The sequence below is a fragment of the Vibrio agarilyticus genome (assembly GCF_012641465.1).
Lineage (GTDB): Bacteria > Pseudomonadota > Gammaproteobacteria > Enterobacterales > Vibrionaceae > Vibrio > Vibrio agarilyticus.
Genome location: NZ_JABAIK010000019.1, coordinates 54036 through 77478 on the forward strand (window position 1 = coordinate 54036; position 23443 = coordinate 77478).

The 23443-nt window shown below is 48.0% G+C and carries 25 protein-coding genes and 1 rRNA gene; 13 read left to right on the plus strand and 13 right to left on the minus strand.

Annotated features, from left to right (window positions below; genetic code table 11):
- Positions 1 to 49: 49 nt before the first annotated feature.
- Complete coding sequence (yihG, locus tag HGP28_RS15830) at positions 50 to 979, plus strand: 1-acylglycerol-3-phosphate O-acyltransferase, YihG family (protein WP_168837447.1); 930 nt, start codon at positions 50 to 52, stop codon at positions 977 to 979.
- Positions 980 to 1209: 230 nt separating this feature from the next.
- Here the strand turns inward: yihG and HGP28_RS15835 are convergent, their stop codons facing one another.
- From HGP28_RS15835 to ccoG, 3 genes are read right to left on the minus strand one after another with little or no spacing between them, the layout of a single operon-like run.
- Complete coding sequence (locus HGP28_RS15835; protein WP_168837448.1) at positions 1210 to 1815, minus strand: thiol:disulfide interchange protein DsbA/DsbL; 606 nt, start codon at positions 1813 to 1815, stop codon at positions 1210 to 1212.
- 26 nt (positions 1816 to 1841) lie between these two features.
- The gene (locus HGP28_RS15840) at positions 1842 to 2888 is read right to left on the minus strand and encodes a serine/threonine protein kinase (protein WP_168837449.1); all 1047 of its coding nucleotides are present in this window, start codon (positions 2886 to 2888) and stop codon (positions 1842 to 1844) included.
- Between the two features lie 49 nt (positions 2889 to 2937).
- On the minus strand, positions 2938 to 4359 hold the full coding sequence (ccoG, locus tag HGP28_RS15845) for a cytochrome c oxidase accessory protein CcoG (RefSeq protein WP_168837450.1): 1422 nt from the start codon (positions 4357 to 4359) through the stop codon (positions 2938 to 2940).
- Positions 4360 to 4757: 398 nt separating this feature from the next.
- Between ccoG and HGP28_RS15850 the strand changes: the two genes are divergently transcribed.
- Complete coding sequence (locus HGP28_RS15850; RefSeq protein ID WP_168837451.1) at positions 4758 to 5963, plus strand: hypothetical protein; 1206 nt, start codon at positions 4758 to 4760, stop codon at positions 5961 to 5963.
- Between the two features lie 93 nt (positions 5964 to 6056).
- Here the strand turns inward: HGP28_RS15850 and HGP28_RS15855 are convergent, their stop codons facing one another.
- Complete coding sequence (locus tag HGP28_RS15855; protein WP_168837452.1) at positions 6057 to 6323, minus strand: YihD family protein; 267 nt, start codon at positions 6321 to 6323, stop codon at positions 6057 to 6059.
- A 116-nt stretch (positions 6324 to 6439) separates the two neighbouring features.
- Positions 6440 to 6601, minus strand: a complete 162-nt coding sequence (locus HGP28_RS15860) for a hypothetical protein (protein WP_168837453.1) — start codon at positions 6599 to 6601, stop codon at positions 6440 to 6442.
- Between the two features lie 328 nt (positions 6602 to 6929).
- Between HGP28_RS15860 and HGP28_RS15865 the strand changes: the two genes are divergently transcribed.
- Both HGP28_RS15865 and trhA read left to right on the plus strand, forming a co-directional pair.
- Positions 6930 to 7706 carry a sporulation protein gene (locus HGP28_RS15865; RefSeq protein ID WP_168837454.1) on the plus strand — a complete coding sequence of 259 codons (777 nt, stop codon included), beginning with the start codon at positions 6930 to 6932 and terminating at the stop codon, positions 7704 to 7706.
- A gap of 61 nt (positions 7707 to 7767) precedes the next feature.
- Positions 7768 to 8427, plus strand: coding sequence for a PAQR family membrane homeostasis protein TrhA (trhA, locus tag HGP28_RS15870; RefSeq protein ID WP_168837455.1), 660 nt, complete (start codon positions 7768 to 7770; stop codon positions 8425 to 8427).
- Here the strand turns inward: trhA and HGP28_RS15875 are convergent.
- The 5 genes from HGP28_RS15875 to def form a co-directional block, all read right to left on the minus strand.
- A complete protein-coding gene (locus HGP28_RS15875; RefSeq protein WP_168837456.1) occupies positions 8424 to 9869 on the minus strand; it encodes a TrkH family potassium uptake protein in 1446 nt (481 codons plus the stop codon). The genes trhA and HGP28_RS15875 overlap by 4 nt on opposite strands.
- Before the next feature lie 17 nt (positions 9870 to 9886).
- The gene (gene trkA / locus HGP28_RS15880) at positions 9887 to 11263 is read right to left on the minus strand and encodes a Trk system potassium transporter TrkA (protein ID WP_168837457.1); all 1377 of its coding nucleotides are present in this window, start codon (positions 11261 to 11263) and stop codon (positions 9887 to 9889) included.
- A 65-nt stretch (positions 11264 to 11328) separates the two neighbouring features.
- The gene (gene rsmB / locus HGP28_RS15885; RefSeq protein ID WP_168837458.1) at positions 11329 to 12609 is read right to left on the minus strand and encodes a 16S rRNA (cytosine(967)-C(5))-methyltransferase RsmB; all 1281 of its coding nucleotides are present in this window, start codon (positions 12607 to 12609) and stop codon (positions 11329 to 11331) included.
- 117 nt (positions 12610 to 12726) lie between these two features.
- Positions 12727 to 13677, minus strand: coding sequence for a methionyl-tRNA formyltransferase (fmt, locus tag HGP28_RS15890; RefSeq protein WP_168837459.1), 951 nt, complete (start codon positions 13675 to 13677; stop codon positions 12727 to 12729).
- Between the two features lie 32 nt (positions 13678 to 13709).
- Positions 13710 to 14225, minus strand: a complete 516-nt coding sequence (gene def / locus HGP28_RS15895) for a peptide deformylase (RefSeq protein WP_211092033.1) — start codon at positions 14223 to 14225, stop codon at positions 13710 to 13712.
- A 137-nt stretch (positions 14226 to 14362) separates the two neighbouring features.
- On the opposite strand from def, the gene HGP28_RS15900 reads away from it, so the two are divergent.
- From HGP28_RS15900 to HGP28_RS15915, 4 genes are read left to right on the plus strand one after another with little or no spacing between them, the layout of a single operon-like run.
- A complete protein-coding gene (locus HGP28_RS15900) occupies positions 14363 to 15472 on the plus strand; it encodes a LysM peptidoglycan-binding domain-containing protein (RefSeq protein WP_168837461.1) in 1110 nt (369 codons plus the stop codon).
- 13 nt (positions 15473 to 15485) lie between these two features.
- On the plus strand, positions 15486 to 16592 hold the full coding sequence (gene dprA, locus HGP28_RS15905; RefSeq protein WP_168837462.1) for a DNA-processing protein DprA: 1107 nt from the start codon (positions 15486 to 15488) through the stop codon (positions 16590 to 16592).
- Positions 16589 to 17068 (plus strand): DUF494 family protein, encoded by a 480-nt coding sequence (locus HGP28_RS15910; RefSeq protein ID WP_168837463.1) that lies wholly within the window; start codon positions 16589 to 16591, stop codon positions 17066 to 17068. The genes dprA and HGP28_RS15910 overlap by 4 nt, the downstream gene beginning before the upstream one ends.
- Before the next feature lie 8 nt (positions 17069 to 17076).
- Complete coding sequence (locus HGP28_RS15915) at positions 17077 to 17655, plus strand: DNA topoisomerase family protein (RefSeq protein WP_168837464.1); 579 nt, start codon at positions 17077 to 17079, stop codon at positions 17653 to 17655.
- Positions 17656 to 17766: 111 nt separating this feature from the next.
- On the opposite strand, the gene HGP28_RS15920 is transcribed toward HGP28_RS15915, so the two are convergent.
- Entirely contained in the window at positions 17767 to 18906 is a 1140-nt protein-coding gene (locus HGP28_RS15920) for a 5-(carboxyamino)imidazole ribonucleotide synthase (RefSeq protein ID WP_168837465.1), read from the minus strand.
- Positions 18907 to 18908: 2 nt separating this feature from the next.
- Complete coding sequence (gene purE / locus HGP28_RS15925; RefSeq protein WP_168837466.1) at positions 18909 to 19394, minus strand: 5-(carboxyamino)imidazole ribonucleotide mutase; 486 nt, start codon at positions 19392 to 19394, stop codon at positions 18909 to 18911.
- Between the two features lie 250 nt (positions 19395 to 19644).
- On the opposite strand from purE, the gene tsaC reads away from it, so the two are divergent.
- The 4 genes from tsaC (at position 19645) to HGP28_RS15945 (ending at position 22313) form a co-directional block, all read left to right on the plus strand.
- A complete protein-coding gene (tsaC, locus tag HGP28_RS15930) occupies positions 19645 to 20202 on the plus strand; it encodes an L-threonylcarbamoyladenylate synthase type 1 TsaC (protein ID WP_168837467.1) in 558 nt (185 codons plus the stop codon).
- Positions 20203 to 20227: 25 nt separating this feature from the next.
- Positions 20228 to 21136: an oxygen-dependent coproporphyrinogen oxidase gene (gene hemF, locus HGP28_RS15935; RefSeq protein WP_168837468.1), complete on the plus strand. Its 909-nt coding sequence runs from the start codon at positions 20228 to 20230 to the stop codon at positions 21134 to 21136.
- 80 nt (positions 21137 to 21216) lie between these two features.
- Complete coding sequence (aroE, locus tag HGP28_RS15940) at positions 21217 to 22053, plus strand: shikimate dehydrogenase (RefSeq protein WP_168837469.1); 837 nt, start codon at positions 21217 to 21219, stop codon at positions 22051 to 22053.
- A complete protein-coding gene (locus HGP28_RS15945) occupies positions 22050 to 22313 on the plus strand; it encodes a DUF1488 family protein (protein ID WP_168837470.1) in 264 nt (87 codons plus the stop codon). The genes aroE and HGP28_RS15945 overlap by 4 nt, the downstream gene beginning before the upstream one ends.
- 9 nt (positions 22314 to 22322) lie before the next feature.
- Here the strand turns inward: HGP28_RS15945 and HGP28_RS15950 are convergent, their stop codons facing one another.
- Positions 22323 to 22868, minus strand: coding sequence for a gamma carbonic anhydrase family protein (locus tag HGP28_RS15950; protein ID WP_168837471.1), 546 nt, complete (start codon positions 22866 to 22868; stop codon positions 22323 to 22325).
- A gap of 513 nt (positions 22869 to 23381) precedes the next feature.
- Between HGP28_RS15950 and HGP28_RS15955 the strand changes: the two genes are divergently transcribed.
- A 16S ribosomal RNA gene (locus HGP28_RS15955) occupies positions 23382 to 23443 on the plus strand; the annotation flags it as partial.

The window sequence follows — 23443 nt, forward strand, 5'->3', positions numbered from 1 at the left end:
CGTATAATTATACGCTGTTTTTTTACTCACGGTGAGCATTGCCCTCAATATGTTGGCATATTTTATACTAATCGTTAATGTGATGTTGGCTGTCGTTAACGCAGTTTTTTGTTCTACGCTGGTGTGCGCAGCGGCATTGATTAAACTGCTTATGCCAACTCGACGGCTCAAATTGAAGGCGACGAAGTTTGCCAATCGCGGCATGTGGCTATGGGCAACAGGAAACGCGAAAATTCTCTCTTTTACCAACCGAGCGCAGTGGCAGATACAGGGCGCTGAAAACCTTAATGCTCAAGGTTGGCATTTGCTCATTTCAAACCATTTAAGTTGGACCGACATCGTGGTGCTGCTTTGTGTGTTTAAAGATGCGATTCCCATTCCCAAATTTTTTCTTAAACAGCAACTGCTGTATGTGCCTTTTATTGGAATGGCTTGTTGGGCATTGGATATGCCGTTTATGCGGCGTTATTCACGCGAATATTTGCTGCGCCATCCTGATAAACGCGGCCAAGATCTTGCAACCACACGTCGCTCTTGTGAAAAATTTCGTGATACGCCAACAACGATCGTTAACTTTGTTGAAGGGACGCGATTCACTGATGACAAGCAGCGGCGGTCACGGGGTGATTTTACGCACGTGTTGGCGCCAAAATCGGGCGGCATTGCGTATACGCTTGCGGCTATGGGGGACCAATTTGATTCGATATTGAATGTGACGATTGCGTATCCCGATAACCGCGCGCGCCCATTTTATGATTTGTTACGAGGCAAAATGGCGCGAATTGTGGTGCAAGTGGAAGTGTTACCGGTTAATGAGTCGGTACGTGGCGATTATTTTCATGACAAGCGGTTTAAGCGTCAGTTTCAATTGTGGTTGGCCGAGGTATGGCAGCGAAAAGATCGTCAGCTGACTCAGATTTATGCGCCATCAACCTTAGCCAATCGCGATACTGATCCTCATGATTCACAAGCGGCGTAATGGGGTATATATCCCCCTTCTATGCAAAATAGCGAGATGATTTGAATATACCCAAACAACTTGGAGTTGCAGGTAGGCGGCAAACGAACAAAGCCTCTGAGCATAGATTGACTATGTGATGAGGTTTGTGAGAGCCAGCCAACAACGCTGCAATTTCAAGTGGAAAGGGTATACAGTAAAGCCGCAATGAATGCGGCTTTTTTATTGGAATATCTCTTGTCTAAGCAAACTTATTTTTTAAGTAGATAGTTCACCAAGGCAAAATACTCTTCTGCAGAGCTAATACTATTGGCTTGCACCAAATACTTGTTGTTAACCACAACCGAAGGCACCCCAGTTAGACCTGCGTCAGTAAATTGCTTATCAAAACGACGAGCCATTGAGTCAACCGCAAATCCGTTGTACGCCGCGTCGTATTTTTTGGCATCAATGCCTTCATCAATAAACAGCTGGCGTAATTCGGCTTCATTACGTGGCGGCTTGTTCATATCTTGCACGCGCTTAAACAGCACCGGTGTCATTTTGTCTTCTACTTTGAGTACGACCATGGTGGCATAGGCTTTGCCAAAAGCCAGTCCCATGTTTCCGCCCATAAATGAAACGTGATTTTTGGTCAGTTTGGTTCCCTCAGGTACTTCCTGTTTTAGCAGGTCGAAAATCGGCGTAAAGCTATAGCAGGCCGGACAGTAAAATGAGAAAAATTTGGTGACTTGGGGTTGTGTCGATGCTTTGGTTGGCAACACCTTGTAATGCTCACCCTCTTCAAACGGCGCGCTGACAGCGTGAGTGGATAGAGCGATGAAACATAGCGAAAAAAACGCCAACAACTTCTTCATGTTTGTTCTCCAAAAATTAAATTGAGTTACCACTGAGGGAGCAAGCTTAATGGTGCTTCTTCCAAGTTGGCAATTTGTTCTTTAAATGCAAGGACCTGTCCTTCCCAATATTTGGGTTCATTGAACCACGGAAAGGCAATCGGAAAGGCGGGATCTTGCCATCGTTTGGCAAGCCACGCCATATAATGAACCATTCTGAGACCACGTAAAGGCTCAATCAGTTTCAATTGATTGGTATCAAAATCATTAAACTCTTGATACGCCTCTAACAGTGTGTCGAGTTGTGTTATTTTTTCATGTCGCTCGCCACTGAGCAGCATCCAAATATCTTGCACCGCGAGGCCGTTGCGCGCGTCATCTAAGTCAACAAACAGCGGGCCATCACGCCACAAAATATTGCCGGGATGGCAATCGCCATGCAAACGAATTGAAGCGCGATCTGCCGGCCATTGCGCTTCGATATGCTGAATTAACGCGTCCAAATCATGAAAGAAACTGTGTTCAAGGTAACTTGGGATCATTTGCGTTTCATGCAGTAGCGCTCGTGGCTGGTAAAGATATTCCTCAAGCCCAATCGTAGGACGAAACGCAAAGGGGTGCTCAGCGCCGACGCGATGAATGCGGCCCAAATACCGGCCTACCTGCTCTAATTGGTCAAGATTATCCACTTCAAATTGACGCCCACCCAAACTGGGAAACAGCGCAAAACGGTACCCTTGATAGTGATGCAGAGTCTGGTCATTAATTTTTAGCGGCGTGGCCATCGGAATGTCGGCGTCGACCAAAGCGTCGCTAAAAGCATGTTCTTCGAGAATCTGTTCATCACTCCACCGCTGGGGACGATAAAATTTCACCACATAGCGAACGCGCTCTTCATCGCTAAATTGATAAACGCGATTCTCGTAACTGTTGAGAGGCAAAAAGCCCGATTCGGCGCGGATCCCAATACTACTTAGAGCAAACCAGATCAGATCGGGTGTCAACGCATTAAAATGAAAGTGACCTTGAGCCTCATTAGGAGATTGAGGGTCGTTCGGTGTTGGCCCGTTTTGAGGCGAAGTGCTGTGATTCATGATCTGTAGAGACGCATTACTGAGTCGCTTTCCATTACCGTCATCAAAATTAAAGTGCGCTGATAAACCGGCTTTCTACCTCAAGAGTAAAAGCCTCGCGCTTGTTGCTGAGTATAAACGCAATCGTTGTGATTGAGGAGGGCAGCCCTTCAGGTTGAACACTGAGAGTGATAGGAATATTGAGCACTTCACCAGGGGCCACTGAAACGATTTGTTGACCATACCACTTTGCATCAGGCAAGCCTGCCACCGTCAGTTGGTACTCTTGAGAAGACTGCGTTTTATTGAGCACTTTTAGTGTGTAAATGTTTTCTATTTGACCGTGACTATTGATGCGATAAAGCGCATTGCGGTCACGTAATACGGTAAAGCTTGCGGGTTCGACCGTCGCAATTTGAGTCATAAATAGACCGCACATGATCAGCAAAACCGCGCCATATCCAAGCAGTTTCGGGCGTAAAATCTGCGTTTTTTGCCCGGATAAGCGCCGTTCTGTGGTATAGCTGATGAGATTTTGGGCATAACCCATTTTGCTCATTGTGCTATTACACGCATCAATGCACGCCCCGCAGTTAATGCATTCGTATTGCAGGCCGTGACGAATATCAATTCCGGTGGGGCAGACTTGAACGCAAAGATCGCAATCGATGCAATCGCCTAAGCCAAGAGATTTGGGATCGGCTTTGCGCTTGCGCGGCCCTCGCGTTTCTCCGCGCATAGCATCATAACCCACAATAAAAGTGTCTTTATCAAACATCGCTGATTGAAAACGAGCATAAGGGCACATATGGACGCACACGATTGAGCGCATCCATCCCGCATTGGCGTAGGTACACACGGTAAAAAAAATCACCCAAAACGCCGGCCAAAACGCCGTATCAAAGGTGACAAAGTCGGCCACCAGTTGGCGTATGGGCGCAAAATAGCCCACAAAGGTTAAGCCAGTAAATAACGCCAGTATCAGCCACGCGATGTGTTTGGCGATTTTGCGCAGCAGGAGTGATGTCGTCAGGCTGCGAGCATCTTGTTGGCGTCGTTTATTGGCACTGCCTTCCAGTTTTTCCTCAAACCAAATGTAAGCAAAGGTCCAAACCGTTTGTGGGCAGAGGTAACCGCACCAAACTCGGCCTAAAAATGTGGTGAGAAAAAACAGAGCGAATGCGGCAATCATAAAAAGCAGTGCCAGCAAGGTGAGGTCTTGGGGGTATAACGTGGTGTGAAAAAAGTGAAATTGTTGCTGACCAATATCAAATAGAATGGCTTGATGTTCGCCTTGCTGTAACCAAGGCATTAAAGCAAAAAAGACCACCAAAAAAAGCCCTGTGTAACGGCGCATGCGCTGAAAGTAGCCCTGGCTTTGACGAACATAAATTCGCTGACTGGGGTTAAAGCGATCGTTAGTGCTTGAATGAGGCGATTTTGCGGAAGTAGAGGGTGTTATATCTTTGACTTCAATTTTGTCACCACTCATGGGACGGCTCCTTAGTTGACATTGCGCGGTGTGCTTCTGTTGGCTCACTCACGGTGCGATTCATGACACGGCTTTCCGGTGTTGAATTGCGCAGTATATAAAAAATAACAAACCGCTTTCTTTATGGACATCAACCTTTAACACATTGTTGGTTGTGATGAGCCGTATACCCGCCTTACGTGATGTTGCTGCGTTGTTGGCGAGCGCTGACAAATCTCATCCTAGAGCCTAAAGATTTCGCTCGTTTGCCGCCGAACGGCAGCACCAAGTTGTTTGGGCTTATTTATAAAATTCGCAAAACAAGCTTGTTCATTACTAGATTTATCGAAATAATGGCGCGATTTACCACGCTGACGTCATTTGACGTCCATTACCTACCCACAAAATGAGAAACCATTGTGAGCCAAGTGCCATTGAACCCAGAACCTACTCGCTCGTTTGTCAATGTAGCGCCGAATCGTGAACGGCAAAGGGTCAGCAATGTAATTCGTGCGCCACTTTTGTTGTTATGCATTACGATGGGAGGTGTCCTTTTGGCTCTGGCGTGGTGGCTAAATAGCGACCATAGACGTGATGCGCAGCTCTACCATCAGGAGCGCGCGTTGCGTGTCGCTCATATCAAAACCGCCACTGATTTTGGGCTACAAATGTGGCAAGCACGTATGGCGCTAGTGATGACGTGGTCGAATCCGCGAGATTTGGCGCGCGTGATTCGCGCTGAGCAGGCGATGGCGGACTTAAATACCGAAGCGTTGCGTTATCACCCTCAAACGGAATCCGGTGCAAACATTAAGCGCCTTGTGCCGCAATACATTGCCGAAGCTCAGGTGATGTTTGATTATTTTCGCACGATTGAGGCGGCGGTGAGTTATGGCGTATTGGGGTCTGGTGATGTGTATCGTGATTATGCGTTGCATGTGGCTAACGGTGCGTATACCCATGAGTGGTCACGCCAAGCGTTGATCGCGGTCAATCACCTGCAGCGCGCATCACTTTATTACAATGGGTTCATTGCGGGGATGCGGCAAAGCTACTTAGACCAAGCGTTGTCTAATACACAAGCGGCGATCGATATTTTAGAGCGTCATCAAGACGACGCTGCAACACAACATGTGCTTGTCACTGCAACGCGCTATCAAGAAGCAATGCGTATGCTTGATCAGGGGATTGCGGAGTACCAACGTGCTCATCGCACCTCAATTAAAATTGGCCTTGAGCTGAATCGTGCTTTGACGGATCTGCAAAATCGATTGGGGGAGCAAGGGTTTAACTTTGCTGATGACCGATTAGAAGACGCGGCGCGAAAAATGCCTTTGGTTAGTTTGATGGTATTGGTTTCTTTGATCATCATGACGAGTTTGCTTTGGCTGGCGTTTCGCATTCGCCGTTCATTCCATGAGGGTGATTTCGAACTGAAGAATGTTGATAATGGCGAGAAAGGGTTGTCAGTCCCATCGGCATCCGTGTTTAGCGATGCAGACGTATCGGTTGAGCAGATCCAGCAAGAGTTACAACAGGTGCTTGCGCGCGTCACTCAACTGAGCGCTCAATTAAACGCCAGTGGTAAAGATGACGTAGCTTCGAGTAGAGGTCGGCACACTTAACGCATGACGACCTTTTGAACTCGCTGACAAATCAAGTCATTCTTGTTCAACCGCACATCTTAACGTGACTTGAGTATAAGCGGATGGTGGGCTTTATTTGATCACGCCGCGCGCGCGTAGGATGGCCGTTTTAAAGTCATCCTCTTGGTCTTTTTTTAAACCCGGGATCATCTCATCTTTGGCGGCATTGCGCATTTTCAAATGGTAAATCAACACATCGTCGGTTAAGGCTTCAAGTGGGCCTTGATAGCCTGCCTCATCGGCCAATTGACGCAAAAACGCCAATAAATTCATCTGCTGATCTTTGTGCCATTCTGGGCTAAGCAGTTCAAGCAGCTCTTCAATACGGTGACATTTCATGACTTTCTCCACAATTATTATAAGGATGTTGGAAGCGGTCACCTTATCAAAAGCCTCACCAGTCGCCTAGGACTACGATAAAAAAAGCGCAGTCCTAAGACCGCGCTTTGAGTACATTACGCCGCCGCTTCTGCGTGACGTTCTGGCATGGCTGGCTTGCATTCAACCAATGTCATCACGGGTGCGTTCACTTTCGCTTTGTAAGCTTGTCGAAAACCGCTACGGCGATGAGGCGCACCGCAGTACGTGCGGGAACACCTGACGGTAGTTGGGCGCATATTTGATACCTAACTGTCAGGCATATCCATTGCCAGTGATAAACCCAACACACTTATGAGTTGAGCTTCATTGCTGAAGTTTGGCTCTTTTTTGGCTTTCGCCGATCCAAATAAGTGGAAGGGGGATGTGATATGGTGTCATATCGCGCTAAGGGTAACACCAATCACGAAGTTGATCGATAGTTGAGCAGCGGCTCAGATCTCGTTTTATTCTTAATTTAACGCGTTACATCATGGTTACGTTTGCAGAGTGTGCGCTAAGGCGCATCAGTTCGAATTACCCGTCAATGGGTTAGCGTTATCATAGCCATCAGTGGGAGGATGGGGCATGTCTTTAATAAAAAAAGCGTGGGCAAATTTGGGAATCGGTAATGCTAAGGTGGACGCGATCCTTCAGCAGGATGTGGTGTTGCCTGGAGATACAGTGATGATTAAGGTGGATGTTTATGGTGGTAGTGAGCCGCAGTACGTTGATGACATCCAATTGCGTGTTTGCTGTCAATATTGGCGTGAAGCAAAAGAGAGCCAAACCACATCGATTCGAGCCAAACAGACACACACATTGGCGAGATGGCACCTGCCTTATGGCTTTGTGATTGAACCGGGAGTTCAACGCACTTTTAATGCCGAGCTGACGTTGCCGCGCAATACACCTGTCACGATTGGTGATGCTAAAGTTTGGATGGCAACCAGTTTAGATATCGCTAAGGCCGCCGACCCAAGTGATGCCGAAGGCGTAACGGTACGTCCCGACCCTCTTTTGGATGGTGTGTTAAGTGCGTTGGAGGCGCAAGGGCTGCGCATTCGCCGCGTCGAGTGTGAAGCTGCCAGTGGTTTTCAACCGCCATTTGTTCAAGTATTTGAATTTGTACCCACGACAGGGCCTTTTCATGGGCGTTGGCGCGAACTGGAGATGATGGTACATCGGCAAGAGAATGCATGGTGGTTGTGGTTTGCCATCGACAGAAACCGTTCTGGTCGATTAGCCATGTTCGCAAGCGCGCTTGATTTGAGTGCGGCTTCGCTGATTTTAGAAACGCATTTGAGTCCAGATGTGGCAGGGCAATGTGTTATCGACCATTTAATGACGCTGAGCGATTTTTAGCTTACACGTGTACGCTAATTGTGACATACTTAAAAGCACGTTATGTTGCTAAAGGGTGATTATGTCGACGCTCTCAACCTCCCCCCCTTGCTACGACACTCGCGAAGAAATCGCCAATGCCGTGACCCACGGCCTTGGAATGATATTTGGTATCGTTGGTCTGGTGATGCTGCTACTTCAAGCTCGCGAGTATGATGCCGATGGATTAACCTTTGCCAGCTTGTCAGTCTATGGCGTTAGCATGATAGTGCTGTTTTTGGCTTCAACCTTATACCATGCGATTCCTACACCCAAAGCCAAGCGCTGGTTGAAAACCTTTGATCATTGCGCGATTTACCTTTTAATTGCCGGCAGTTATACCCCCTTCATGTTGGTCAGTTTGCGCACGCCTTTGGCAATAGGGCTGATGACGGTGATTTGGCTGATCGCATTGCTGGGTATCGTGATGAAGCTGGCATTTGTCTATCGCTTCAAGAAGTTGTCATTGATGACGTATTTGGTGATGGGCTGGTTATCGCTGATTGCTGTCTATCCGTTAGCTCAAAATCTCGCCTCTGGCGGCTTGGTATTGCTTGCCGCTGGGGGATTGATTTACTCATTTGGCGTAATTTTTTACGTGGCCAAACGGATTCCTTTTAACCATGCTATTTGGCACCTGTTTGTGTTAGCCGGATGTGTATGCCACTTTTTAGCCATTTATTGGTATGTTGAGCCTGTTTAACGGCGCCAAAATGCCGGGAAAAACAGCACTAATAGGGTCAGTATTTCCAGTCGTCCTAGAAGCATTCCAAAACTGAGTAACCATTTTGCTGAGTCGGGTAAAGACGCAAAGTTACCCGTGGGTCCAATAATATCGCCCATACCGGGGCCAACGTTGGCGACGGCGGTGATAGCACCAGTGATGCTGGTGACCGGATCAAGGCCAATGGCGCTCATGCCTGCCGCTACCGCGATGATGGTCATAAAATAGGACAACGCAAAAGCGACGACCGAGCGGACAATGTCGTCTGTGACTGGACGTGCGTTGTATTTTTGGATAAAGACCCCACGTGGGTGGATGAGTTTATTAATTTGCAAATTGAGTAGCGTGTGCGCGATTTGCAGCCGGAAAATTTTGAACCCACCAGCAGTGGAACCGGAACAGGCGCCCACCGCCAGTAAAAAGGCGAACAACGTCGTCGGTAATGCGCCCCAAGCGGTAAAATCTTCAAGGGCAAATCCCGTCGTGGTTAACACGGAAATAATGTTAAATAACGTCACTCGCAGTGCATCAAGAAGGCTATAGTGATCTTTGAGCACAAGCCACGTGGCCACAATGGCGCTGCTACCTAGTACAAGATAGGTGTAGCCTCGAACTTGAGCATCGTTAATGATAAGGCCTACTTGCTGCTTTTTCAGTGCGGCGACAAAAAGCAGAAACGGCAAACCACCCAAAAACATAAACAGTGTCGCGACCCACTGAGCGCCATGAGAAAAACCGTTCATGGATGAATCTTTGGTTGAATAACCACCTGTCGATAACGTGGTCATCGCGTGGTTAATCGCATCAAACAAGCCCATTCCCGTCAACAGATAACCCAGCACACAGAGTAAGCTCAGTATGCCGTAAACCAGCATGATATTTTTGGCCACCGTTTTGGCTCTTGGGCTGCTTTTATCGGACCAGTCCGATGATTCTGTATGGAATAGCTTCATCCCGCCCACATTGAGCATGGGTAACACAGCCACAGCCATAACGATGAACCCAACCCCACCAAGCCACTGTAAAATCGAACGCCAGAGTAAAATACTGGGTGCCATGTCATTGAGATTTGTCAGCACGGTTGAGCCTGTGGTGGTGATGCCTGACATGGTTTCAAAATAAGCGTCGGTAAAGCTGATGTGGTTGATGAAGACAAACGGCAATGCGGCAAAGGCACTTGCGACAGTCCAGACCAAACTGGTGATGAGAAACATGTCACGCGCGCTGAGGATAAACCGTGTTGAACGTCCGGCGGATAAGCACAAAAATGCCACCGCATGAATGATGATGACGGATTGGCCAAATTCAATAAAGCCATTCGTACCAGAGAAAAAGGCCACCAGTGTGGGGATATACATAAACAGAGCCAGCTTGGAAAGAACCAAGCCGAGCACGGTTAAAATTGGCCGAACGTTGACCATAAGAACCACTCAATAAATCACAAAAAGAACGGACTGGGTTGAAATAGCGCTTCGACATCGGAAACGTATTTCTTGTCGACCAAAAACATGACGACATGATCGTCTTGCTCAATCACGGTACGGTCATGGGCAATAAGCACTTCTTCGCCTCGAACAATAGCACCAATGGTGGTGCCCGGAGGTAACTTGAGTTCGCCAATCGCACGGCCGACCACTTTTGAGGTCGTTTCATCACCGTGAGCAATCGCTTCAATCGCCTCAGCTGCGCCACGACGCAAGGATGAAACATTGACGATATCGGCGCGGCGTACGTGAGTAAGTAGAGCCGATATGGTGGTTTGCTGTGGTGAAATGGCCACATCGATAGCCCCACCTTGAACTAAGTCAACGTAAGCACCACGCTGAATCAGCACCATCACTTTTTTGGCGCCCATACGTTTGGCGAGCATGGCGGACATAATATTGGTTTCATCTTCGTTAGTGAGCGCGATAAACACATCCACCTGGTCGATGTTTTCTTCATTCAGCAGTTCTTGATCGGCAGCATCGCCACAAAATACCGTGGTATTTTCAAGCTCTTCAGAGAGCTTCTCTGCGCGCGTGTAATTGCGCTCAATCAGCTTAACGCTGTAGCTTTGTTCGAGCCTGCGAGCCAAACTGGCGCCGATATTACCGCCACCGACAATCATAATTCGACGGTACGGTTTTTCGAGCCGCTGCAACTCACTCATGACTGAGCGAATGTGATTACTGGCGGCAACGAAAAACACCTCATCATCGGCTTCGATGATCGTTGTACCTTGAGGCCGAATCGCGCGTCCTTGGCGGAAAATGGCGGCAACACGAGTATCAATATGGGGCATGTGTTCACGCAAAGCCGAGAGGGCATTACCGACTAACGGACCGCCATAATAGGCTTTTACCGCAACTAAGCTGACTTTTTGCTCAGCAAAGCTGACGACTTGCAGCGCGCCAGGGTATTGGATCAGCCTTTCAATATAAGAGGTCACCAACTCTTCAGGCGCGATTAAATGATCAACGGGAATCGCCCCGGATTTAAACAAAGCTTCTTTTTGTGCCAAATATTGTGGTGAGCGAATGCGAGCCACGCGGTTAGGCGTATTAAATAGGGTGAAGGCAACTTGGCAGGCCGCCATATTGGTTTCATCTGTGTTAGTGACGGCCACAAGCATATCGGCATCTTGCGCTCCGGCTTCGTGAAGCACATCTGGGTGACTGGCGTGACCATTGACGACCCGTAGGTCGTATTTGTCTTGAAGCTCACGAAGTCGATTGGCGTCTTTGTCAACGATAGTGATGTCGTTATTTTCACCTACTAAGTTTTCTGCCAACGTACCGCCGACTTGTCCTGCACCTAGAATGATGATTTTCATGATCTGCTCTCGTAGTTATAAAAAAGCGATGCTCTTAAGTGAACATCGCTGATACCGATTCGCGTTTATACGTGCTTAGTTATGACGGCGTAATAAAAACCGTCCATGTTTTCTTCGCCGGGCAAAATCTGACGCCCTGGCGCTTGCGGATCCGAATCTTGCAATGTGGCATCTTTGGTTCGCGCTAAAAATGCTTTGATCTGTTCGCTGTTTTCTTGCGGTGCCACAGAACAAGTAGCGTAAACTAAGGTGCCGCCAGGTTTCAACTGTTGCCACATGGCATCTAAGATCTCACTTTGTAATTGCGCAAGCGCTGCAATATCATCCCCACGACGTAGCCATTTAATGTCTGGGTGGCGACGAATTACGCCGGTTGCTGAACAAGGCGCGTCCAGTAAGATGCGGTCAAATTGCTCGCCTTGCCACCACACTTTCGGTGTGCGTGCATCGCCACAGATAACGTCGGCGTGCAAATGCAACCGCGCCAAGTTCTCATAGACTCGTTTTAGACGAGTCGCATCACTGTCAATTGCGACGACTTCAGTATTCTGCGTGTGCTCGAGAATGTGCGCTGTTTTGCCTCCAGGGGCGGCGCAGCAGTCTAAGATCAGCTCGTTGTCATTCGGCTTAAGATAATCCACTGCCAGTTGCGCTGCAGCATCTTGCACCGAAACCCAGCCTTTATCAAAACCAGGTAGCAAGGTGACGTCACAAGGTGTGCTGAGCATAATGGCGTCACTGGCCTCTGAGTGAAGCTCATAGTCAATCGCAGCGTTATCCAATAAAGCGGCATATTGCTCGCGGCTGTGATGTTGTCGGTTGACGCGCAGCCACATCGGCGCCTTATTATTGTTGGCTTCAATGATGCTTTCCCATTGCTCTGGGTAGCTTTCTTGTAACAGTTTTAGTAACCAGCTCGGATGACCGTACTTTCCTGCGTTATGACTAACGGCTTTTTCATCCAATGCCTCTTGGTCACGCAAATAGCTGCGTAGAACGGCATTGATGAGACCGCGCAAACTTTGCCCGCGCAGTTGTGTGGTCGCCTCAACGGTTTCAGCCACGGCAGCGTGAGCGGGAATGCGCATAAAACTCAGTTGGTAGATCCCCACAAGGATCAGGTGGTGAAAAACGCGTTTTTTTCCTTTGAGTGGGTTATCCATCAGTTCATTTGTAATGGACTCGAGACGCGGTAAGTAGCGTAACGCGCCATAGCAAATCTCTTGCAATAAAGCGTGATCACGTGGGCGAATGGTTTTTTGCGCAGCAGGCAGTGCGTGAGAAAGTGACTGGCCTTTGTCGACTACTTGGAACAGAACATTGGCAGCGGCAGCACGAACATTCATGGTTAAACCCTTAAAATTGAATAGGGACATCTCTGTCCCCGAAAAGTACTGATGGTGCGATAAGCCCTTTCTATTTGATGTTGTGACATCATGCAGAAAGGCCATTGCGACATAGCGTTAGCGAAGTTGTTGACCCACTTCAAACCAACTGGCACGTGCATTTAAAATGTCGGTCACTGGTAGGGCTTTTTTACCTGGAATTTGCAACTGCTCAAGCACGATCAGGCCATCCCCTGTCGCGACATAAATTCCGGTTTTATCTGCGCGGACAATCGTACCGGGAAGCTGATCTGCCGTTGGGCTGGCCTCTACTCGACTTTGCCATACTTTGATGCTGTTTCCTTCCGCCTCAAAATGGCTCATTGGCCACGGGGTGAAGGCGCGAACACAGCGCTCAATGTGCTCTGCGTCATCTTGCCAGTCAATGCGCGCTTCTTCCTTGCTTAACTTTTTCGCGTAGTTCGCTTGCTCATCATCTTGCTTGACGGCGACGGCTTTGCCTTGGGCAATATCGGCGAGGCAATCAACCAATGCGCTAGGTCCCAGCTCCGCTAATTTGTGGTACATGCTGGCGCTGGTATCGGTCTTTTCAATCGGTAACGTGGCGATCTTGAGCATGTCACCGGTATCAAGGCCAATATCCATTTGCATGATGGTCACGCCAGTTTGGTCATCGCCAGCCCAAATCGAGCGTTGGATCGGCGCTGCGCCGCGCCAACGAGGCAAAATGGAGCCATGTACGTTGATGCAACCTAACTTAGGCGTATCAAGAACCGCTTGTGGTAATAGCAAGCCGTAAGCCACCACCACCATGATGTCGGCATTCAACTCCATCAACGCTTGTTTGGCCTCATCGGATTTGAAGTTTTCTGGTTGAAATACCGGGATATTGTGCTCGAGAGCAAGCTCTTTCACCGGACTGGCGGTGAGCTTCTTACCGCGCCCGGCGGGACGATCGGGTTGAGTGTATACCGCGATAACATCATGCTCCGAAGACAACAACGCCGCCAAGTGACGGGCGGCGAAGTCCGGAGTACCTGCAAAGACAATGCGTAAAGACTGACTCAAGGTAAACTTCCTTTCATTAAAAACGGCGTGGTTCAACTGCCGTGTTTTTCATTATAACGTTTGATTTTAACCAGTTTGTCTTGAATGCGTTTGCGTTTGAGCGGCGACAAGTAATCGACAAACAATTTACCCGCAAGATGGTCTAACTCATGTTGAATACAGATGGCAAGCAGGTCGTCGGCCTCTAAAGTGAACGGGTTACCATCGCGATCCAGTGCGTTTACGGTAACTTCTGCTGCGCGAGATACTAGCGCGCGCGCGCCAGGAACCGAAAGACACCCTTCCTCGATACCATCTTCCCCACGCTTTTCAACGATTTCAGGGTTGATAAGTACCATAGGTTCGTCACGGTTTTCAGAAATGTCGATCACAACGATGCGCTGATGAATATCAACTTGAGTGGCGGCCAAACCAATGCCTTCTTCGGCGTACATGGTTTCTAGCATGTTATCGACGATAGTTTGGATCTCTGGCGTGACCGCCGCGACAGGTTCAGCGACGGTGCGCAAGCGATCATCAGGGAATGTTAATACTTGTAATACAGACATCTTTACTCGAAATGTTGAACTGTGCCGAAGCGACACGGACTTAGTTGGCTCAATTCTAGACATTTTATGACCTAAATGACAGCATCCTAATACCATTTTCGCGATGAAACTCGGTGAGATTGCCTAAGGACGTGCGCATGTCCCCCTTAAATCAGATGAGAATAAAGCCGCTTTTTCGAGCGCTCTTTGTTGCTATCGTTACCCTACTTTCAGCTCATTGTGTTATTGCCAAAGCCAATACTCAGTTAACCGTTCAGGCTCAAGCTCCCGAGCGTTATGTGGTGAAAGAGGGAGATACTCTATGGCACATTTCGCGGCTGTATCTTGATGATCCTTGGCTATGGCCGATGTTGTGGCAGCGCAACCAAGACATTGTTAATCCGAATTTAATTTATCCCGGCGATACCTTGATCTTGACGTGGCATCAAGGCGAGCCGCATTTGCGTCTTCAACCGCGCATTAAACTTAGCCCGAAAGTCCGCCACAAGGTAAAACCCAACCCCATTATTGCCAATGCATTACCTGAGTTATTGTCTCAAAGAGCCGCTCGATTACTTGATGAATCCGCTTTGCAATCAGCGGCCCAGGTGCTGGCAACGCCAAGTGGCCGCCATTATTTAACTAAGGAAACACCGCTTCGAATTGCGGGTGAACACTCCGAAATGTGGTGGGGGATTTATCGTCATCTCTCTCAATATTCTCGATCTGAATTTCAGGCGGCGGTTCATGGCTTACAACAGGTAGCGGTGGCGCAGCGTATTCAAAGCGCTGCGGAAATGACAACATTGGCCATTCAATCTCAGCATCAGGAAGTGCGCGTGGGTGATATTGCTTTGCCGCTGTTACCGTCTGCGGTTCCCGCTAAGCCGCTGGCTTTTTATTCGGGTAATATTGAGATACTCGGTAACCTTGAAGATACGCAATACAGTCAGCCTAATCAGTGGGTTGTTCTTAGTAAGGGCGCTTACGATGGCGTGTCTGTTGGCCAGGTTTTTGCGGTGTATCATAAGCTTGATTGGCCGGATTTGGACGCTAAATCTCAGCCTCATTTAGAGGTCACGGTGACGGAAAGTCAGCCCATTATCGGGACCATTCGAGTCATTGAATCCCATGCTTATTTTAGCCTAGCGCAGGTGGTGACAGGAGAGTGGCCACTGACTCAAGGCATGCCAGTCGCCGCGTTAGATTTACCAGCGCGTGATGCGAGATCGCAAAGCCCCTCTTTGAGCCACTTACCAATACGATAGTCAAAACCTACTAATGAATGAAACGCAGTTACGCGCTTGGTTGGCGCTGTATTTTACGCCACACATTGGCGCCAAACGCTTTGCTAAATTGCTGGCAAAAGGCACGCCCGAGCAGCACCAGCAGGCATCGGATCTCGCATTACAAACTCTCGGGTTCTCATCAAAGCAAATTCAAGCATTTAAAAGTGAATCCTCACGAAATATTGATGAAGCGCTGCATTGGCAGCAGAAGCCACATCGTCATATCATCAGTTGCCAATGCGCAGAATATCCGCCGCTTCTGGCGCAATTGAGCGATGCGCCGCCGCTATTATTTGTTGAGGGCGACAAGACGTTATTGGCTCATCCGCAAATTGCGATTGTTGGTAGTCGACACGCAAGCCCAGAAGGGCTGTCTCACGCCTTTGCATTTGCACGTGAATTGGTGGCGTGCGATCTGGCGGTAACCTCTGGGCTAGCTCTGGGAATTGATGGTTATGTGCACGATGGCGCGCTTCAGGCGGGAGGTAAGACCGTTGCCGTTCTCGGCTCTGGGCTTGCCAATTGTTACCCTAAACGACACCAAGGGTTGGCTCAGCGTATTGCGGAGCAAGGCGCATTAGTGTCCGAATTTGCGCCGAAAACACCACCAAGGCCAGAGCATTTTCCGCGACGCAATCGAGTGATCAGTGGGCTTGCTTTAGCCGTATTGGTGATTGAGGCGGCCAAAAATAGCGGGTCGCTTATTACGGCGCGATTGGCAGCAGAACAAGGTCGAGATGTCTTTGCTCTGCCACAGTCATTGAGTATGACTCAGGCGCAAGGTGGCAACCATTTGATCCAACAGGGCGCAGGCTTAGTCATGTCAGTGCAAGATATTATCGAGGGGGTTCAACCACTGCTTAATTGGACTTTGGTTCAGCAAGAGCAACATTTTTCCAGTGCAAATGAAGAACAGCAATTGCCATTTCCAGAGCTGTTCGCTAACGTAGGCAATGAAGCGACACCCGTAGATATTTTGGCAAGCAGGATGCAGATGCCGGTTCAAGAGGTTATGATGCAGCTTTTAGAGCTCGAGCTCTTAGGGCAGGTTGTTGCAGTTTCCGGTGGCTATATTCGTAAGGGGAGAGGCGAGCGATGATGATGGATATTTTAATGTATCTATTTGAAACCTACATTCACAGTGATGCTGATTTGCAAGTTGATCAAGATGAACTTGAAGATGAGCTATTGCGCGCAGGGTTTGCAGAGCAAGATATTTACAAAGCATTAGTATGGCTTGAAGATCTTGCCGCTTTGCAACAGTCTGATCATCATAGTGCTATCGCCAGTATGACTGGGCGCAGTTCTACACGCATTTACACCACAGAAGAGATGCAACGCCTTGATCTGGAATGTCGTGGCTTTCTCATGTTCCTTGAACAAGTCAATGTGTTGAGTGTTGAAACTCGAGAAATGGTGGTTGACCGTGTAATGGGGTTAGAAACCCATGAGTTTGAACTTGAAGATCTTAAATGGATTGTCCTCATGGTGCTGTTTAATGTTCCGGGTAATGAAAATGCGTATACGCTAATGGAAGAGCTTTTGTACAGCAAAGAACAAGGCATCTTGCATTAAGAATCTGAATGAGCAATAAAATTAACAGCGCGCTTTTTTCAGCGCGAGAGCATGCTCTCGACAATGAACCTTGTCCACAATGCCAAATTGGCCAACTCCATTTGCGTCATGGAAAACATGGGCCTTTTTTGGCATGTAATCAGTATCCTAACTGTGGATACATTAAGCCACTGCATCACCACGATGGACACATTGTGAAAATCTTGGGAGTAGAATGCCCCGATTGCGGTCACGAGTTGGTGCTGCGGCAAGGTCGCTTTGGTATGTTCATTGGCTGTAGCAGCTACCCAGACTGTCATTATTTATCTTCGCCACAAGCGGCAGAAGAGAAATCACCAGCGGTGTTAGGCATTGAATGTCCTGAATGCCAAAGCCACCATTTGGTTGAGCGTAAGACGCGATTTGGTAAAACATTTTTTGCCTGCGATGGCTATCCGAAATGTAAGTTTGCATTGAATTCAAAACCGATAGCAGGGCCGTGTAGTGTGTGCGGCTACACTTTGCTGGTGGAGAAAAAGAGCGCCAGTGGGGTTCGCTATCAATGCGCGAATCGCAAATGCCAACACCTTCAAGATGACCGCGCTTGAGTTTGCTAGGTTCCGAGGCTTTGTTTGTCGCCTATCGGCATCTTAAACATATGACCAATAAAAATGGCGCACGTTGGTGGCGCCATTTTATTGTTTATAGAAGTCTCAAAATTATGTTGTGAGCTCAAATTGCTTGGCAAACTGATGAATTGCCGGAAACTTGTCACTATCAAGCCATTGGGTGAGTGCACATACATTGCGTTGCAGTTCTCCGGGAAAATCACCGCAGACATTAATGTGTCCCATCTTGCGTCCCGCTCGCTTTTCTTTGCCGTACCAATGAATATGGCACTCAGGTAAGGTGAGCAATTGGGTCGGTAGCGCATCTTCCCCTAGAATGTTGATCATGGCGGTATGACGAACTAGTTTTGTGCTGCCGAGTGGTAATCCGCATACTGCGCGCAAGTGGTTTTCGAATTGGCAGGTTTCTGCGCCTTGCTGCGTCCAGTGGCCGGAATTGTGTACGCGAGGGGCAATTTCATTAACCAATAATTCGCCGTTAACATCAAAAAACTCCAGCGCTAACACGCCGACGTAATTTAATCGAGTCGCAACGGCTTCAAACATGGCATGAGCTTGAGTTTGCAGTTCTGGCGCATCAATCGCGGTCGAAAGACTGAGTACACCATTAATATGTACATTTTCGGCAAGCGGATAAACCGCAATATGGCCATTTTTATCACGAGCGCCAACGATAGACACTTCACGATCAAAGGGAATGAAGGCTTCTGCAACGATAGCTTGACGTGAATCTTGCTCAAGTAACTGCGCCATCTCGTGCCAAATTGCATCGCTTTCGGCAGCGGTTTTTAATCGCCACTGTCCTTTGCCATCGTATCCCCCTAGGGCGCTTTTGAGCACTAAAGGCAGGCCAATCGCTGCGATAGCGTGATCAAAATCGACGCGATTGTGAATGATGGCGTAAGGGGCATTATTGACATTCGCGTCATCGAGTAATGCCTTTTCTAATCGGCGATCGCCTCCGGCGCGTATTGCCTCTGGCGTTGGAAGAAACTTACCGCTCTCAGCGCAAAGACTCAAAATGGGCTCAGGAATGTGTTCAAATTCTGCCGTGATCACGTCAGATTGCGCGATAGCTTGTGCTAATGACTGTGATTGCTCTTGCAATGTTAATGGGTGCACTACGGCATTTGACGTCACATCATAAGCGATAACAGTGAGATTTAATGGCGCGCCAGCGAGCGCCATCATTCGAGCTAATTGGCCAGAGCCAAGAACCAGTACCTTCATGGTTACTCCTCGGCAGGGTTTGGGTGCGCGAGAACCGCTTCCGTTTGAGCGTGGCGGAAGGCTTCGACTTTTTCCATGACTTGTTCATCAAAAGTGCCAATGATTTGTGCCGCGAGCAATCCCGCATTGGCCGCGCCCGCATCGCCGATAGCCAATGTACCAACGGCGATCCCTTTTGGCATTTGTACGATTGACAATAATGAGTCCATCCCTTTGAGTGCGCGTGACTGTACGGGCACACCAAGCACTGGCAAACTGGTAAATGCCGCGGTCATGCCGGGTAGATGCGCCGCGCCGCCAGCGCCAGCGATAATAACTTTAATGCCACGAGCTTTGGCGCCGCTAGCGTAATCAGCCAATAGCTGAGGGGTGCGATGGGCTGAAACCACTTGGGTTTCATAAGCAATGCCAAAGCTGTCCAACATCTCGGCGGCAAGCTTCATCGTGGGCCAATCTGATTTTGATCCCATTATGATTCCAACTTTCATTTCACACTCCTTAGATGGCTAAACATTTCCATACCGCAACATGTCATTTGTGTATATGTGTATCGCGAATACCACAATTTGAGCGCATTATACGAAGATTTTTACTTCAAGCAAACGTTTGCGCAAGCTTTATAAATGAATGAAACATTTGTTCAATAAATTGCTTTGGGCATGGTTTAAGATTGTCGGTACACTGCTTATCGAACAATTTAAAATGATAAGAGATGCCAGCGCATAAAGAGGGATGTTTGTGGATAATTTTGAGCAAGTACTTGATGCATTAAAGGCAGGCGAGGTCATTGCCTACCCTACCGAAGGGGTGTTTGGGGTGGGATGTGATCCCGACAATTCTCACGCGATTGAGCGTTTATTGCAGATTAAACAGCGACCTGTTGAAAAAGGACTGATTCTGATTGCGGCTAATTATCAACAATTGCAACCCTATATTGATGAAGCGGCGCTCGATGATGCTCAACGTGCTGCGATGCACGCAAGCTGGCCCGGCCCGGTCACTTGGGTCGTTCCTGCGAGCGCGCAAGTGACCTCTTGGGTTACTGGTCAATTTGATACCGTCGCCGTGCGAGTTACCGATCATCCCTTGGTGCAGCAGCTGTGTTTAGCCTTTGGTAAACCATTAACATCGACCAGTGCTAATTTGTCCGGTCAGCCAGCATGTATGACGTATCAGGATGTGGTAACCCAACTTGGTGGGCAACTTGTGGCTATTTTACAAGGTGAAACAGGGGGGCGAGAGAAGCCCAGTGAAATTCGAGACGCAAGAACAGGTCAGGTATTGCGCTTGGGTTAAAGAGATCAATAGGGAGGGTGAGCCAATGGATAAACAGGCGGTTAAACACTATTTACAAGGGTTGCAAAATGATATTTGCCGTCAGCTCGAACAACTTGATGGACAAGGCACCTTTAATGAAGACCGTTGGCAACGATCTCATACGGATGCGTTAGGTGGCGGCGGGTGCTCGCGTGTGATGCGTCACGGTGCGATTTTTGAACAAGGCGGCGTCAACTTTTCTCATGTGACGGGCGCGCAAATGCCTGCATCCGCAACGGCTCACCGCCCAGAATTAGCAGGGCGACGCTTTGAAGCCATGGGCGTTTCCTTGGTGCTGCATCCACATAACCCTTATGTTCCGACATCTCATGCGAATGTCCGTTTCTTTATCGCGGAAAAAGAGGGAGAAGATCCCATTTGGTGGTTTGGTGGTGGTTTTGATTTAACGCCATTTTATCCCTTTGATGATGATTGTCGGCATTGGCATGATGTGGCTAAATCCTTGTGCGCTCCCTTTGGTGACGAGGTTTACTCTGAGCATAAAGCCTGGTGTGACCGTTATTTCTATTTACCTCATCGTGAAGAGACTCGGGGTGTCGGTGGGCTGTTTTTTGACGATCTTAATCAGTGGGGGTTTGAACGCTGTTTCGAGTATCTTCAGGCCGTAGGCAATGGTTTTTGCTTGGCTTATTTACCCATTGTCGAGCGTCGAGCTGCATGGCCGTTTGGTGCTCGCGAGCGAGAGTTTCAGCTTTACCGACGCGGTCGTTACGTGGAGTTTAACCTAGTGTACGATCGTGGAACCTTATTCGGATTGCAAAGTGGCGGGCGAACCGAATCTATTTTGATGTCGATGCCCCCATTGGCGCGTTGGGAGTATAACTATCAACCCCAACCAGATTCATTAGAGGCACGCCTTACCACGGAATACTTGCGCCCGCGTGATTGGTAGAGTGAATCGGTGACTTTTTTCTTGTCGAACTTAATGATAGGGTCAAGCCCAGCAGAAGGCACTGCTTTATAGGTAAGGATATGACAATTCAAATTGACCAATATGCCGTATTTGGCAATCCCATCGGACACAGTAAATCACCCTTTATACATACACTGTTTGCCCGTCAAACAAACCAATCGATGGTCTATACAGCGATTTGCCCAAAAGAGGATGGTTTTCATCAGGCCGCTACCGAGTTTTTTAGTCAAGGTGGCAAAGGATGCAATATTACAGTGCCATTTAAAGGCGATGCGTATCAATTTGCTGACCGAGTCACTGAGCGAGCGCAGCTTGCAGGGGCAGTAAACACGTTAAAGAAATTGGACGATGGTATGATAATCGGTGATAACACCGATGGACCTGGTCTGGTCCAAGATTTATTGCACCACCAAATTGAAATGCAACATCGTCGCATTTTATTAATTGGTGCTGGCGGCGCAGCGCGCGGCGTCATTAAGCCATTGCTTGAGCAAAAACCGGAATCTATCACCGTGGTCAATCGAACTTACAACAAGGCTAATGCACTCGCGGACTTGTTTAGCGCTTATGGTCCAGTGAATGCGAAAGAAATGGGACAAATAACGGAACGATATGATTTGATTATCAATTCCACATCAGCCTCATTACAAGGCGACCTTCCTGAGATCTCTCCCGTCATCTTTAATCATGGTGCAACAAGCTATGATATGTTTTATGGCAAAGGTGTGACGACCTTTAATCTGTGGGCTAAGACACACGGTGCAATCGCAACCTACGATGGCCTTGGTATGCTCGTTGGACAAGCCGCAGAGAGTTTTATGTTGTGGCGTGGTATACGCCCAGGTGCGAAACAAGTGTTACGTGAACTGCGAAAAAATTTAGAAGGTCAATCATGAATCAGGCCATTATATTTCCCGATCGGCAAGAATGGGACAGTCACAATAGCGTGGTACGTTTTCCTGCGCAGAGCGCGGGTGCTTTGATTGAATGTGCGATCACCGCAGCGCGGTTAACCGCACTTTCGAATCAGAATATTGATGATAGTAACAGCGCATTGCGTGTTTTTGAGCAATATCGTTTCGATATTGAAGAGCTTGCCGAGGCGTTAATTGAAGATGAAGCCTATGATGAGCATGGCTTCATCTGGCTCGATTAGAGGGTAAAACTAAACTGATCTGACTTGGCAAAGATAATCGGTTTTATTTTGCACATAATTATTGGCAGACCTCAGTAAAAACTCACGTTCGTCATCTGTTAACGAGCGTACTTGTTTGACAGGGCTTCCGAGATACAGATAACCACTCTCTAATGTTTTTCCAGGCGGAACTAAGCTACCCGCACCGATCATTACGTCGTGTTTGATAACAGCTCCATCAAGCACGATACTGCCCATACCAATTAAAACTCGGTTTTCAATTGTGCAGCCGTGCAGCATCACTTTGTGACCCACGGTAACGTCATCGCCAATAATCAACGGATACCCAGCAGGGTTTGATGCGTTTTTATGTGTTACGTGCAACACGCTACCGTCTTGGATATTGGAGCGCTGGCCGATGCGAATATGATTGACATCACCTCGCGCGGCGACTAGGGGCCAGATACTAGAGTGATCACCTATATGTATATCACCAACCAAAACCGAACTGGGGTCGATAAAAACGTCGAAACCAATTGTCGGTGCTATGCCTTTATAGCTGCGTAAACTATCCATTTTCATTCCTTACTTGGCCAATTTTGCGTTGTTTAACGAGAAAGATTGGTAGAAATCGTCATGTCAGAACAAAAAATGTTCGAACGAGATAAAAAAACAAAATAATATCAAAAACTGCTTGCCAATATGATCGCGATCCCTATAATGCCACCTCACTGACACGGCAAGCGTTCAAAGCTCTTAAGAGTGAGAAACTCAAGCAGTGTACAGTCGCCAAGATAGCCAAGCAAATTGCTTGAAAAAGTTTTGAAAAAAGTGGTTGACACGAAAACTTAACTCGCTAAAATGGCCGTCCGTTCTGAGTAAAGCGAAGAACGAAAGCTCTTTAACAATATAAACCTATCAATCTGTGTGGGCACTCGTTGATGATAATCCAATTAGAAATTTCCTCTAACAAAGAGGGGTTTCAAATTCGATTTCAATGAACTGAGTGACCAATTCGATACTTAGTATCGACACAGTCAATTCACTATCGAAAGATAGAATCAGTATTCATTGAGTCACAAAAACTTTAAATTGAAGAGTTTGATCATGGCTCAGATTGAACGCTGGCGGCAGGCCTAACACATGCAAGT

What these genes read in the sequence shown, in the direction of transcription:
- HGP28_RS15915 (WP_168837464.1), top strand. Translation starts at nt 17,077, where the DNA reads ATGAGCAATAAAATTAACAGCGCGCTTTTTTCAGCGCGAGAGCATGCT.
- trhA (WP_168837455.1), top strand. Translation starts at nt 7,768, where the DNA reads ATGTCGACGCTCTCAACCTCCCCCCCTTGCTACGACACTCGCGAAGAA.
- HGP28_RS15840 (WP_168837449.1), bottom strand. Translation starts at nt 2,888, where the DNA reads ATGAATCACAGCACTTCGCCTCAAAACGGGCCAACACCGAACGACCCT.
- ccoG (WP_168837450.1), bottom strand. Translation starts at nt 4,359, where the DNA reads ATGAGTGGTGACAAAATTGAAGTCAAAGATATAACACCCTCTACTTCC.
- dprA (WP_168837462.1), top strand. Translation starts at nt 15,486, where the DNA reads ATGAATGAAACGCAGTTACGCGCTTGGTTGGCGCTGTATTTTACGCCA.
- purE (WP_168837466.1), bottom strand. Translation starts at nt 19,394, where the DNA reads ATGAAAGTTGGAATCATAATGGGATCAAAATCAGATTGGCCCACGATG.
- HGP28_RS15900 (WP_168837461.1), top strand. Translation starts at nt 14,363, where the DNA reads ATGTCCCCCTTAAATCAGATGAGAATAAAGCCGCTTTTTCGAGCGCTC.
- HGP28_RS15860 (WP_168837453.1), bottom strand. Translation starts at nt 6,601, where the DNA reads ATGCGCCCAACTACCGTCAGGTGTTCCCGCACGTACTGCGGTGCGCCT.
- yihG (WP_168837447.1), top strand. Translation starts at nt 50, where the DNA reads ATGTTGGCATATTTTATACTAATCGTTAATGTGATGTTGGCTGTCGTT.
- rsmB (WP_168837458.1), bottom strand. Translation starts at nt 12,609, where the DNA reads ATGAATGTTCGTGCTGCCGCTGCCAATGTTCTGTTCCAAGTAGTCGAC.
- aroE (WP_168837469.1), top strand. Translation starts at nt 21,217, where the DNA reads ATGACAATTCAAATTGACCAATATGCCGTATTTGGCAATCCCATCGGA.
- HGP28_RS15855 (WP_168837452.1), bottom strand. Translation starts at nt 6,323, where the DNA reads ATGAAATGTCACCGTATTGAAGAGCTGCTTGAACTGCTTAGCCCAGAA.
- HGP28_RS15920 (WP_168837465.1), bottom strand. Translation starts at nt 18,906, where the DNA reads ATGAAGGTACTGGTTCTTGGCTCTGGCCAATTAGCTCGAATGATGGCG.
- HGP28_RS15875 (WP_168837456.1), bottom strand. Translation starts at nt 9,869, where the DNA reads ATGGTCAACGTTCGGCCAATTTTAACCGTGCTCGGCTTGGTTCTTTCC.
- hemF (WP_168837468.1), top strand. Translation starts at nt 20,228, where the DNA reads ATGGATAAACAGGCGGTTAAACACTATTTACAAGGGTTGCAAAATGAT.
- HGP28_RS15865 (WP_168837454.1), top strand. Translation starts at nt 6,930, where the DNA reads ATGTCTTTAATAAAAAAAGCGTGGGCAAATTTGGGAATCGGTAATGCT.
- HGP28_RS15835 (WP_168837448.1), bottom strand. Translation starts at nt 1,815, where the DNA reads ATGAAGAAGTTGTTGGCGTTTTTTTCGCTATGTTTCATCGCTCTATCC.
- HGP28_RS15945 (WP_168837470.1), top strand. Translation starts at nt 22,050, where the DNA reads ATGAATCAGGCCATTATATTTCCCGATCGGCAAGAATGGGACAGTCAC.
- HGP28_RS15950 (WP_168837471.1), bottom strand. Translation starts at nt 22,868, where the DNA reads ATGGATAGTTTACGCAGCTATAAAGGCATAGCACCGACAATTGGTTTC.
- HGP28_RS15910 (WP_168837463.1), top strand. Translation starts at nt 16,589, where the DNA reads ATGATGATGGATATTTTAATGTATCTATTTGAAACCTACATTCACAGT.
- trkA (WP_168837457.1), bottom strand. Translation starts at nt 11,263, where the DNA reads ATGAAAATCATCATTCTAGGTGCAGGACAAGTCGGCGGTACGTTGGCA.
- def (WP_211092033.1), bottom strand. Translation starts at nt 14,225, where the DNA reads ATGTCTGTATTACAAGTATTAACATTCCCTGATGATCGCTTGCGCACC.